The 11991-nt window shown below is 53.5% G+C and carries 11 protein-coding genes; 1 reads left to right on the top strand and 10 read right to left on the bottom strand.

Annotation, left to right across the window (positions count from 1 at the left end; all coding sequences use genetic code 11):
* Positions 1 to 17 precede the first annotated feature (17 nt).
* From H9644_RS01955 to nnr, 10 genes are all read right to left on the bottom strand, one after another.
* Positions 18 to 215 carry a DUF2065 domain-containing protein gene (locus H9644_RS01955; RefSeq protein ID WP_001089300.1) on the bottom strand — a complete coding sequence of 66 codons (198 nt, stop codon included), beginning with the start codon at positions 213 to 215 and terminating at the stop codon, positions 18 to 20.
* 81 nt (positions 216 to 296) lie between these two features.
* A complete protein-coding gene (gene hflC / locus H9644_RS01960) occupies positions 297 to 1301 on the bottom strand; it encodes a protease modulator HflC (RefSeq protein WP_064525789.1) in 1005 nt (334 codons plus the stop codon).
* Between the two features lie 2 nt (positions 1302 to 1303).
* Entirely contained in the window at positions 1304 to 2563 is a 1260-nt protein-coding gene (gene hflK, locus H9644_RS01965) for an FtsH protease activity modulator HflK (RefSeq protein ID WP_001517623.1), read from the bottom strand.
* 86 nt (positions 2564 to 2649) lie between these two features.
* Entirely contained in the window at positions 2650 to 3930 is a 1281-nt protein-coding gene (gene hflX, locus H9644_RS01970) for a ribosome rescue GTPase HflX (protein WP_000460360.1), read from the bottom strand.
* Positions 3931 to 4006: 76 nt separating this feature from the next.
* On the bottom strand, positions 4007 to 4315 hold the full coding sequence (hfq, locus tag H9644_RS01975; protein WP_089579228.1) for an RNA chaperone Hfq: 309 nt from the start codon (positions 4313 to 4315) through the stop codon (positions 4007 to 4009).
* A gap of 85 nt (positions 4316 to 4400) precedes the next feature.
* Positions 4401 to 5351: a tRNA (adenosine(37)-N6)-dimethylallyltransferase MiaA gene (gene miaA / locus H9644_RS01980; protein ID WP_001280345.1), complete on the bottom strand. Its 951-nt coding sequence runs from the start codon at positions 5349 to 5351 to the stop codon at positions 4401 to 4403.
* Complete coding sequence (gene mutL, locus H9644_RS01985) at positions 5344 to 7209, bottom strand: DNA mismatch repair endonuclease MutL (protein ID WP_191772877.1); 1866 nt, start codon at positions 7207 to 7209, stop codon at positions 5344 to 5346. The genes miaA and mutL overlap by 8 nt, the downstream gene beginning before the upstream one ends.
* A gap of 9 nt (positions 7210 to 7218) precedes the next feature.
* Complete coding sequence (gene amiB, locus H9644_RS01990; RefSeq protein WP_191772879.1) at positions 7219 to 8586, bottom strand: N-acetylmuramoyl-L-alanine amidase AmiB; 1368 nt, start codon at positions 8584 to 8586, stop codon at positions 7219 to 7221.
* 18 nt (positions 8587 to 8604) lie between these two features.
* Positions 8605 to 9066, bottom strand: a complete 462-nt coding sequence (gene tsaE, locus H9644_RS01995; RefSeq protein WP_064525784.1) for a tRNA (adenosine(37)-N6)-threonylcarbamoyltransferase complex ATPase subunit type 1 TsaE — start codon at positions 9064 to 9066, stop codon at positions 8605 to 8607.
* A complete protein-coding gene (gene nnr / locus H9644_RS02000; RefSeq protein WP_191772881.1) occupies positions 9038 to 10585 on the bottom strand; it encodes a bifunctional ADP-dependent NAD(P)H-hydrate dehydratase/NAD(P)H-hydrate epimerase in 1548 nt (515 codons plus the stop codon). The genes tsaE and nnr overlap by 29 nt, the downstream gene beginning before the upstream one ends.
* On the opposite strand from nnr, the gene queG reads away from it, so the two are divergent.
* Entirely contained in the window at positions 10584 to 11723 is a 1140-nt protein-coding gene (gene queG / locus H9644_RS02005; RefSeq protein WP_191772883.1) for a tRNA epoxyqueuosine(34) reductase QueG, read from the top strand. The genes nnr and queG overlap by 2 nt on opposite strands.
* Positions 11724 to 11991 lie beyond the last annotated feature (268 nt).

The following is an 11991-nucleotide window of genomic DNA, read 5'->3' on the forward strand; positions in this document are numbered from 1 at the left end:
GTCAGTCTATTTTTTGTTCAGCCAATCGTTTTCCTCAACATGTAGTAGACCACAACGCCCGCAACCACAAGTCCACCACCAAAACGACGTAAAATATTATCGGGTAAATTAGTCATTGCGGAAATCATCTTTTTCCACGCCTGTGGGTAAAGCATCGGCCCTAAACCTTCCAGCACCAAAACCAGAGCAAGCGCCAGCCAGATTGTCGAATTCATTCATTATCCTTATAGAAAAAGAAAACCACCGACATCCCTGAGGATGCGGTGGTTTTATTCACCTGTACCGCGGTCGTTATCTTAACGCGTCGTGGAGCTCGGCGTCTTCATGTAGCGGAAGAAATCGCTGTCCGGGCTCATGACCATCACGTCCTGATTGCCAGAGAAGCTGTTCTCATAAGCACGCAGGCTACGAATGAACGCATAGAAGTCCGGATCTTTGCTGAATGCGTCTGCAAACAGCTTGGCAGCTTCAGCATCGCCTTCACCGCGCATGATACGGCCCTGACGCTCTGCTTCTGCCAGCGTTCTGGTGACTTCATAGTCAGCAGTCGCACGCAGTTTTTCTGCTTCTTCCTGACCTTGTGAACGATGACGACGTGCTACCGCTTCACGCTCGGCGCGCATACGGTTGTAGATCGCTTCAGACACTTCGGTCGGCAGGTTGATCTGCTTAATACGCACATCGACAACTTCAATACCCAGCGCCGCCATACTGTTCGGGTTGATGACCGGAACTTTGCCCTTCGTCTCAGCCGTCACGCGCTCTGCCGCTTCAGCAATGGCGTTATCTGCCGCAGGGGTAGTAACTTCATCTTCTGTACCCGCAGAACCGGAGTTCAGCGCGTCACGCACTTCCAGGGTCAGGCGACCACGGGAGTCGGTGACGATGTCTTTCACGTCCAGGCGACCAATTTCAGAACGCAGACGGTCAGAGAACTTACGTTTCAACAGCACTTCCGCTTGCGAAATGTCGCCACCGCCCGTTGCCAGGTAGTAACGACTGAAATCGCTGATGCGCCATTTGATGTAAGAATCGACGATCAGGTCTTTCTTCTCTTTGGTCACAAAGCGGTCGGCCTGGTTGTCCATGGTCTGAATACGCGCGTCGAGCATTTTCACCGTTTCAATAAACGGTATCTTGAAATGCAGACCCGGCTCATAAACCAGAGGTTTGTTGTCATCGTCACGCAGTACCTTACCAAAACGCAGCGTAATACCGCGCTCACCTTCTTTGACGACAAAGACAGACATGTAAAGCACTACCAGCACGATGATGATAATCGCGATAACTGACTTACGCATCGTTATTCCCCCTGACGCTGGTAGTCGTTACGCTGCGCGTTGGCGCGGCGTTGGTCCATAATATCGCCCTGACTGGTGGACGACGTGTTGCTTGCCCCACTGGTCGTGGAAGAAGAGGCTGGCGGCAGACGCAGCAGGTTGCTGGCACCGTTGTCGCTCTTCGCCGCAGGCGCATTGCCGCCTTTCAGCATCTGGTCTAACGGCAGAACCATCAGGTTGCCACCTTTATCGTTAACCAGCACTTTGCGGGTGTTGCCCAACACTTTTTCCATCGTCTCGATATACAGACGCTCGCGAGTAATTTCCGGCGCAGCTTTATATTCCGGCAGAAGTTTAGCAAAGCGCGCCACTTCACCCTGGGCTTCCAGGATGGTCTGGGCCTTGTACGCACGTGCCTCTTCGAGGATACGTTGCGCTTGACCGTTTGCACGCGGCTGAACTTCGTTGGTATACGCTTCTGCTTCACGAATGTATTGCTGTTCGTTTTCACGCGCGGCAATCGCATCGTCAAACGCCGCTTTTACTTCTTCCGGCGGACGAGCTGCCTGGAAGTTGACGTCCAGCAGAGTGATACCCATGTCATACGGGCGGATAGTCTCTTCCAGTTCGCGCTGAGTATCGCTACGAATTACGGTACGACCTTCCGTCAGAATGCGGTCCATGGTGTATTTACCGATAACCCCACGCAGGGCGCTGTCGGTTGCCTGACGCAGACTGTCATCCGGGCTGGTCACGCTATACAGGTATTTTTCCGGATTAGTGACGCGGTACTGCACGTTCATCTCAACGCGCACCACGTTCTCGTCCGATGTCAGCATCACACCGGAAGCAGCCAGTTCACGCACGGCTTCCACGTTCACCGGTTTTACTTCGTCGATAAACGTCGGCTTCCAGTTCAAACCAGGTTCAACCAGATGGCTGAATTTACCAAAGCGTGTTACCACGCCGCGTTCGGCTTCTTTAATGGTGTAGAAACCACTGGCCGCCCAGATAATGACAATCGCTGCCGCTGCGATGGTAACGACACGACCGCCAAGCTGCGGGCGCGGGCCTTGCGATGAACTACCACCGCCAGAACCGCTGCCTTTACCGCCGCCCAGACCACCGAGTTTTTTGCTCAGTTTGCGGAAGATATCATCTAAATCAGGTGGCCCTTGATCGCGACCGCCTTTGTTTCCATTTCCCTCAGAGTTGCCGCCAGGTTTGCTGCTTCCCCACGGGTCGCGGTCTTGTCCGTTATTACCGGGCTGATTCCACGCCATGTTTGTGCTCCATATTTGTTATGCGGTGATCCCTGTTGTCTTTCGACGCCAGAGGATATGACTCCACGCTTCAGACGCTTTGCCGGTTAGATCAGGTAATCGATCAACGCCGGTTCTTGTTTACAGAGGCGACGCCAGTCAACGATCGGCATACGAACTTGCAGACTTACACTGCCGTCCTCCTCCATCCACTCTTTTTCTATTGCCTGAAGCTGATAAAAACGACTTCTCAGACGCCCTTCCTGCGGCGGCAGACGCAATGTATGCTGCGCCACCTCACCGGAAAGCCGCTCCGTCAAAGCCTGAAAAAGCTGTGGTATCCCCGCTCCGGTCTGCGCGGAAAGCCAGACACGGATCGGTTTATTCTCTTCGTCCCGATCAATACGCGGTTCGAAATCTTCCAGCATATCGATCTTGTTCATCACCAGCAGAGTTGGGATCTCGTGAGCATCGATCTCTTCAAGAACCGTATTCACCGCTTCGATGTTTTCTTGTACACGCACATCTGCCGCATCAATCACATGCAGCAGCAGTGTGGCTTGCCGCGTCTCTTGTAACGTGGCTTTAAATGCCGCCACCAGATCGTGCGGCAAATGGCGAATAAACCCTACGGTATCCGCCAGCACGGTTTCACCGACATCTGCGACGTCAATACGCCGCAACGTCGGGTCGAGGGTGGCAAACAACTGGTCTGCCGCATAGACCCGCGCTTCGGTGATGCGATTGAAAAGGGTAGATTTACCGGCGTTGGTATATCCCACCAGCGAAACAGTAGGAACGTCGGCTTTGATACGCGATTGCCGCCCCTGCTCACGCTGCTTTTCAACTCTTTCCAGGCGCGACTGTATCTGTACGATGCGATTACGCAACAAACGACGGTCGGTTTCGAGCTGGGTTTCACCAGGACCACGCAAACCGATCCCGCCTTTCTGTCTTTCAAGGTGGGTCCAGCCACGCACCAGGCGCGTAGCCAGATGGCGCAACTGCGCCAGCTCAACCTGCAACTTACCCTCATGAGTACGCGCACGTTGGGCAAAAATATCTAAAATAAGGCCGGTGCGGTCGATGACACGACACTCGCACAAACGCTCCAGGTTACGCTCCTGCGCCGGGCTCAGGGCATGGTCAAAAAGAACGACCGAAGCACCCGTCGCTTTTACGGCTTCCGCAATTTCAACTGCTTTACCTTCACCTACAAAATACTTTGGGTGCGGCGCTTTACGGCTACCGGTAATCACCTGCAATGCTTCGACACCGGCGGAAGAAACCAGAGATTCAAACTCCTGGAGGTCTTCCATATCTTTGTCTTGCGTAAAATAGATGTGTACCAGTACCGCCTGCTCACCAGCATCATAACGGTCAAACAAGCGTATAACCCTCTAAATAGATCAGCGGGGAACGCAGGATCGCTGGCTCCCCGTGTAAAAAAAACAGCCCGAAACCTTATTCGGTTTCTTCGCTGTCCTGTTGCGCGGAAGTATTCTGCGCGCTGCCACCATGATGGTAGTTACTGCTGGTACCGCCACCGGCGTTGTTACTGTGATGAGAAACCGGGCGAGACGGGACAACAGTAGAAATCGCGTGCTTATAAACCATCTGGCTCACCGTGTTTTTCAACAGGATCACGAACTGATCAAAAGACTCGATTTGTCCTTGCAGCTTAATACCATTCACCAAATAAATAGAAACTGGAACACGTTCCCGACGCAGTGCGTTCAGGAACGGATCTTGTAAAGATTGCCCCTTAGCCATTCTCTCTTTTCCTTATATGCTTATTTGTACTTTGAACCTTTCGATTCTGAAAAAATTGCGCACGATACGTCTCAATTGTACACATTCAGCCTGCGATAGCACCAACAACCTGTAATACTTCGTCACGCGCTTGTTCTGGTTTTTCACTGTCAAGCCAGTGAACCCCTTCCCAACCACGCAGCCAGGTTATCTGCCGCTTCGCCAACTGTCTCGTGGCGCAAACACCTCGATAAACCATTTCATCGTATGAGATTTCGCCTTCAAGGTAAGACCACATCTGGCGATAACCCACGCAACGAATGGAAGGCAAGTCCGTATGCAAATCTCCTCGGGCAAAAAGAGCCCGGACTTCTGCTTCAAAACCTGAAGCCAACATCTGATGAAAACGCTGCTCAATTCGTTGATGGAGCAGTTCACGGCTCGCCGGGGCGATGGCGAACTGATGCACCTGATACGGTAGAGCGTCTCCTGACGTTTGCGTCAGTTCCGTTAAAGTTTTACCCGAAATGAAAAAAACTTCCAGTGCTCGGGAAAGCCTTTGTGGATCATTTGGATGAATCCTTGCTGCCGCAACCGGATCTACCTCCTGAAGTTGACGATGCAATGACTCCCAACCTTGCTCTGCCGCCTGTTGCTCAATTCTGGCCCGTACTTCCGGGTCCGCCGACGGTAGCGGCGACAACCCTTCCAGCAACGCCTTGAAATACAACATCGTACCGCCCACTAACAGTGGGATTCGCCCCGCCGCCGTGATATCGGCCATCTCCGCCAGCGCATCGCGGCGAAAATCAGCGGCCGAATAAGCCTGTGACGGATCGCGAATATCCAGCAATCGGTGCGGCGCGGCGAGTAACTCTTCAGCGTTCGGCTTCGCCGTCCCGATATCCATCCCTTTGTAAATAAGGGCTGAATCAACGCTTATCAACTCTACTGGTAAAATTTTACGCAGCTCAATGGCTAACGCCGTTTTACCGGAGGCCGTCGGCCCCATCAAAAAAATCGCCTTAGGCAGGCTCGCCTTACTGATATCACTCATCTTTCAGGGCTTTTATCGCCGGATGTAAATCAACAGATTGTAACAGACCACCAGGCGGCGTTTTCACAAGCTGCGGACATAACCGTTCTACGTCCGCCAGCAGGGTAATGGCCTGTGCCATCGACCACTGCGCATGTTCGCTCATCAGATTTCGTGCAATCCACTGCGCAATATTGCCAGGTTCGAATACGGACTGCTTCGCCAGGTAGCCTATCAGTTCAGGAATCAAGATTTGTAAATTTTGTTGGCGTAAGGGTAAAGGCACGGCCCTGATGGTCACATGCTGCGCATCGGACTGAAATTCAATACCTAATTCCGCCAGTGCAGACTGCGCTTTTTCTAAGGCCGATCTTTCTTCACCAGAGACTTTTAGCCGCAGCGGAATAAGCAGCGGCTGGGCGCAGACCGGCACATCCCCCGGCGTTAACTGCGCCTGACGTAACCAGCGTTCCGCCACCGGCAGGGCTAAAAGTGAAATGTTGCCGTCACGTTCCAGCAGCGCACAGTCCGAATGGACGATAGTCAGCACTCGACCAAAGCTTTGACCATTCGCAGCCAGCGTAAGTTCCTGCGATTCTTGTACTTTTGGTTTATGCATCGGTGCAGGCGTTTGCAACAGCTGACGATACACATCGCCTTGCTGTTTCTGGTAGCCCGGTTGCGCGTTCGGCCACGGGGCGGCCTGACGGCTACCACTACTTGTTGCGGGCGCAGGAGATGAAGACGGAGAGTAACGCGGAGCCACAGGCTCACGAACTGCCGGTTCAGCAAAGTGATTACGTCCTGCTGCCACGCGGTTTTCCGGTATATGGCGCGGTGCTGGCTGGGCGTTATCTTCCAGTGGCAAAGCCGTTTCCAGTTGCTGTTGCAGCACACTCAGCACGCCCTGATAGATAAAATCATGTACCAGCCGCGACTGATGAAAGCGCACTTCGTGTTTTGCCGGATGGACGTTGACGTCCACCTGATGCGGGTCGATCTCGAGATACAGCACAAACGCCGGTTGCTGATCGGCGCCCAGTTTGTCTTCGCAGGCCTGGCGGATCGCGTGATTAATCAGGCGATCGCGCATCATGCGCCCATTTACGTAGCAATACTGAATTTCCGCCAGTGCGGGCGTGATGTGATTCGGATCAGCCACCCAGCCGCGCAGAGTGAGATCGCCGTGTTGCCATTCGATCGCCAGCGCATGTTCGAGAAAAGCAGTGCCGCAAATCGCCCCTAAACGGCGTTCTTTTTGCCCGCCTTCCGGTACTGCGCGGTACTGCCGCACTATTTTGCCGTTATGCGACAGATTGATAGTGACGTCGAAACGCGCCAGCGCGATGCGGCGGATGATTTCATCAATATGGTTAAATTCGGTTTTCTCGGTGCGCAGGAATTTGCGCCGCGCCGGGGTATTGTAGAACAGATCCAGCACTTCCAACGTTGTTCCCACCGGATGGGCCGCCGGTTTAACCGTCACGTCCATATCGCGGCCTTCGGCATAGGCCTGCCAGGCTTCCTGCTGCTCCGCGGTACGCGAAGTGAGCGTCAGACGGGAAACTGAACTGATACTCGCCAGCGCCTCACCGCGAAAGCCCAGGCTGATAATAGCTTCGAGATCGTCCAGAGAGGCGATTTTACTGGTGGCATGACGCGCCAGCGCCAGCGCCAGCTCGTCTTTTTTGATACCGCAGCCGTTATCACGAATGCGGATGAGTTTCGCCCCGCCACGTTCGATATCAATATCAATGCGCGTCGCACCCGCATCGAGGCTGTTTTCCACCAGTTCTTTGACTACCGACGCAGGTCGCTCGACCACCTCACCTGCGGCAATCTGGTTCGCCAGTTGTGGCGGTAAGACCTGAATTGGCATCAATCGTCCTTAGTTTGGCAGCGTGCGGTCTGGCGTCGTCACCGTGCTGGCAGTTTGTGCCGTTGCACCCTGCGGCGCAGACTGCATTGGATGCGCAAGGAAGTAATTGCGCAAGCCGTTGTAAATGGCTTCTGCCAGCTGTTGTTGGTAATCGTCGCTCGCCAGCAAACGTTCTTCGCTGTTATTGCTGATAAAACCAGTTTCGACCAGTACTGACGGGATATCCGGCGAACGCAGAACACCGAGACTAGCGTGTTCGGGTCGGCGTTTATGAATTTCGCCAATGCGTTGCAATTGACTGATCATATTGGTCGCCACATCATACCCTACCCGCTGGGAATGACCGAATTGTAAATCCAGCACCGCCTGGCTTAGGTACGGATCTGCCTGACTATTGGCCAGCACGTCACCCGCCCCGCCCAATAGCTCCGACTGCTTCTCATGCTGTTCCAGCCAGCTTGCCATTTCGCTGTTCGCACGACGGTTTGAGAGCACCCATACGGAAGCGCCGGTGGCACTACGGTTTGGTGCGGCATCGGCATGAATCGACACGAGGAAATTGGCGTTTTGCTTACGAGCCACATCACTGCGCCCCATCACCGAGATAAAGTAATCCCCATCACGGGTTAAAACGCCCTTAAACATGGGATCGTTATTGAGCAAGGTGCGTAATTTACGTGCAATGGCGATGGTGACATTTTTCTCACGCGTGCCGCCGGGGCCGATAGCGCCAGGGTCCTGGCCGCCGTGTCCGGCATCAATAGCGATGACAATTTTATCGCCAGTGTTAGCCGTCGCGCGGGCTGCCGGACGCGTCACCGTATTGCTGCTGATAACGCCCGTAGTACGGTTGCTTTCCGTTTTAAACGGATTGCGCGCCGGTTCACTGACACGCGGGGCAACCACTGGCGGAGTCTCAACGCGTTTAGCAACCACAGGCGGAGCCTCAACGCGTTTTGCAACCACAGGCGGCGGAGGAGGCGGTGGTGGCGCATCGGCGTTAATCGTAAAGACGACGGTGTAATTGCTACCATTCTGCCGCTTCACCGCTTCGGTTTTACCATTTTCGGTGAGATCGACCACCAGCCGCAGCGTTTGCGCATCTTTTGGTGTACCAGAGCGAATAGCTTTCACCAGGTTATTACCGCTGAACAACAACGGCAGCCCCTGAATCACACCGGTTTGTTTGATATCGAGTGCTACAGTACGTTTACCTTGATGGCTAAAGGCATAATCAGGATCGCCAATAAAACTCAACGTTATCCGCGCCTGTTGATTGCCGTTAGAAACCTGAATATCAGAGAGCGTAGCGGCGCCAGCCTGTGCGCACAGCAGCACCAACGTCGCTACCAACCAATTTCTGATGCGATACATCATCCCGCCACCTTTCAAAGGTTAACCGGCTAAACGCGCCAGCAACAATTCACCCGCAGAGGAGACAGCACTCACGCGCGCCTCACGGCCTTGTGCCTGATAATCAATGTGTATTTCGACGTCCGGGTCAGGAAGAACACCTGTACCTTGTTGTGGCCACTCCACCAGGCAGATGGCATCGTTGGCAAAATAATCGCGGATCCCCATAAACTCCAGCTCCTCGGGATCGGCAAGGCGGTACAAATCAAAGTGATAAACCATTAAGTTGTCGAGCGTATAGGGTTCGACCAGCGTATAAGTGGGGCTTTTGACATTACCCTGATGGCCCAGTGCTTGTAAAAAGCCCCGGCTGAAGGTGGTTTTACCTGCGCCTAAATCGCCGTACAGATAGATTACAGTCGCGCCTTCGCAGGCTTTCGCTACCCGCTCGCCCAGCTCTAATGTTGCCTGCTCATCAGGGAGCGGAATTACTCGATTCATCATGGTTTTTATCAGTCACTTCCGGGTTAACAATACGCTGTAGCGTGGAAAAGAGATCGGTTGCCAGCATTCCGCGCGTTCCAAAACGCGCCGCCAGTACGTCAGCTGCCGCACCGTGTGCGACACAGCCTGCGCACGCTGCATCATACGGCGACAATTTTTGCCCAAGCAACGCGCCAATAATACCAGAGAGCACATCGCCCATGCCGCCGCTGGCCATGCCTGCATTTCCGGCATCAATAATGCTTAAGGCGTCAGGATGCGCGGCGACCACGGTTCCGGCACCTTTAAGCACCGCCACGCCACCATAACGTTGTACCAGACGTTGTGCGCAATGTAAGCGGTCACTTTCAATTTCAGCGACGGAACAGCCTAACAACCGTGCGGCCTCGCCAGGATGCGGCGTGATCACGCGATTGTGACGCTTATCGGGATTGATTGCCAGCAGGTTCAATGCATCGGCATCCCACAACATCGGTTTGCGAAAGTTCTCAACTTTTTGCAGGGCTTTTTTCCCCCACTCTTGCTGACCCAAACCAGGGCCAATCACCACCACATCGGCCCATTCCAGGCTTTCGGTAAGAGAGTCCATAGTCAGTTCGTGCACCATCAATTCCGGGCGTACAGTCAGCAGTGGCGCAATGTTTTCACTGCGAGTCAGCACTCGGACTAAACCAGCACCAGCACGTAGCGCTGCTTCGCCCGTCATGCGGATAGCGCCCGCCGTGCCGTGATCGCCGCCGATAATCACCAGTCGCCCGTGCTCGCCTTTATGCGATGTCGGGCGACGCGGTTTCAGCCAGTGAGAAAGTTGTTCAGCAGAAAACCGTTGAATTTTCGTCTCCTGACCTGCCAGCCAGCTATCCAGCCCCAGAGAGTCAAAATGCAGATGTCCGGTAACATCCCGCGCTTTCCCGGTGAGCAAGCCAGGTTTCAGAGCAATAAAGGTGATAGTGTGAGAAGCGTTGATCACCGCACCTGGCGTGGCGCCGGTTTCTGCCAACAGGCCGGAAGGGATATCAACCGCCACAATCGGCGCGGGATGGGTATTAGCATGGTCGATTAATTGGCTAATAGATTCACGAGGCGCTTGCTGCAATCCGGTGCCGAGCAGCGCATCAACTATCAGATCCACCGACTCGGGCCAGACAATATTCGTCGCATGGATTTCGCCTCCCGCGTTTAACCATGCCTCGCGTGCCAGCGCGGCCTCTTCCGGTAACGGTTTGTCGCTCTCCTGGGCCAGCAGCGTAACCTCAATGCCGAGCGCTTTTGCCAGCCGCGCGACTACGTAACCATCGCCGCCGTTATTGCCATGGCCGCACAGCACCAGCCAGTGGCGGGCGTCAGGATAAGCCGAACGACACACCTGAAATGCGGCTTCTCCAGCGCGAAGCATCAACTCATAGAGCGTTAGCCCCAGCGCATCGGCCGCCTCGCGTTCGCCGCGTCGGATATCATCGGCGTGCCAGACGGTGTGTGGTATACTTACGGGGTTTTTCTTCATTGTATGGTCCGTCATGTCAGAGCCCCTCGATTTCAATCAATTAGCGCAAAAAATTAAACAATGGGGGCTGGAACTGGGCTTTCAGCAGGTAGGTATTACCGATACCGATCTCAGCGAGTCCGAGCCAAAACTGCAAGCATGGCTGGACAAACAATACCATGGCGAAATGGACTGGATGGCGCGCCACGGTATGCTGCGCGCCCGCCCTCACGAATTATTGCCCGGTACACTGCGCGTAATCAGCGTACGGATGAATTATCTTCCTGCCAACGCCGCATTTGCCAGCACGCTGAAAAATCCCAAACTCGGCTATGTTAGCCGTTATGCGCTGGGCCGTGACTATCACAAGCTTCTGCGCAACCGACTTAAAAAGCTGGGCGAGATGATTCAGCAACATTGTGTTTCGCTGAATTTTAGACCGTTTGTCGATTCTGCGCCTGTTCTTGAGCGCCCGTTAGCTGAAAAAGCAGGACTTGGCTGGACAGGTAAGCACTCACTTATCCTCAATCGCGAGGCTGGTTCGTTCTTCTTTTTAGGTGAACTGCTGGTCGATATTCCGCTGCCTGTGGATCAACCGGTCGAGGAAGGATGCGGTAAATGCGTCGCCTGTATGACGATTTGCCCGACAGGGGCCATCGTCGAGCCATATACCGTCGATGCTCGCCGCTGCATTTCTTATCTGACGATAGAACTGGAAGGGTCAATCCCGGAAGAGTTACGCCCGTTAATGGGAAACCGTATTTACGGTTGCGATGACTGCCAGCTTATCTGCCCGTGGAATCGCTATTCACAACTGACAACTGAAGACGATTTCAGCCCGCGCAAACCACTACACGCACCGGAACTCATTGAGTTATTCGCCTGGAGCGAAGAGAAGTTCTTAAAAATAACGGAAGGGTCGGCGATTCGTCGTATTGGTCACCTACGCTGGCTGCGTAATATCGCCGTAGCATTAGGAAATGCGCCATGGGATGAAGCGATTCTGACGGCGCTGGAAAGTCGTAAAGGTGAGCACCCACTTCTCGATGAACACATAGCGTGGGCGATTGCGCAGCAAATCGAGAGACGAAATACCAGCGTGGTCGAAGTGCAATTACCGAAAAAACAGCGTCTGGTTCGTGTAATTGAAAAGGGACTGCCACGTGACGCCTGATTCATCCACAGCTTGTGAATAAAAATAAAAACGCATTGCAATTCAAGACGAATATCATCGTCAAGTGATCGATACGACAAAACGCAATCTTAATTTTCAACTTATATATCAACAAGTTAAAAAATTACTATTCACCGTACGAAGTTTTTCTGAAATTAAGATTACGGCCCGGACCTGTGGATAACTCTGTTTACAAGAGTTTGTCAGAGACAACAAAAACCAGCAATAACGCATCGCGTCGCTGTGGATATTTTATTGGGAGAAGAAT

This window comes from Escherichia whittamii, from assembly GCF_014836715.1.
In the GTDB taxonomy this organism is placed as follows: domain Bacteria; phylum Pseudomonadota; class Gammaproteobacteria; order Enterobacterales; family Enterobacteriaceae; genus Escherichia; species Escherichia whittamii.

Bases quoted from the DNA above. Each gene is read 5' to 3' on its own strand.
- H9644_RS01955 (WP_001089300.1), bottom strand. From the start codon at position 215: ATGAATTCGACAATCTGGCTGGCGCTTGCTCTGGTTTTGGTGCTGGAA.
- miaA (WP_001280345.1), bottom strand. From the start codon at position 5,351: ATGAGTGATATCAGTAAGGCGAGCCTGCCTAAGGCGATTTTTTTGATG.
- amiB (WP_191772879.1), bottom strand. From the start codon at position 8,586: ATGATGTATCGCATCAGAAATTGGTTGGTAGCGACGTTGGTGCTGCTG.
- mutL (WP_191772877.1), bottom strand. From the start codon at position 7,209: ATGCCAATTCAGGTCTTACCGCCACAACTGGCGAACCAGATTGCCGCA.
- tsaE (WP_064525784.1), bottom strand. From the start codon at position 9,066: ATGATGAATCGAGTAATTCCGCTCCCTGATGAGCAGGCAACATTAGAG.
- queG (WP_191772883.1), top strand. From the start codon at position 10,584: ATGTCAGAGCCCCTCGATTTCAATCAATTAGCGCAAAAAATTAAACAA.
- hflK (WP_001517623.1), bottom strand. From the start codon at position 2,563: ATGGCGTGGAATCAGCCCGGTAATAACGGACAAGACCGCGACCCGTGG.
- nnr (WP_191772881.1), bottom strand. From the start codon at position 10,585: ATGACGGACCATACAATGAAGAAAAACCCCGTAAGTATACCACACACC.
- hfq (WP_089579228.1), bottom strand. From the start codon at position 4,315: ATGGCTAAGGGGCAATCTTTACAAGATCCGTTCCTGAACGCACTGCGT.
- hflC (WP_064525789.1), bottom strand. From the start codon at position 1,301: ATGCGTAAGTCAGTTATCGCGATTATCATCATCGTGCTGGTAGTGCTT.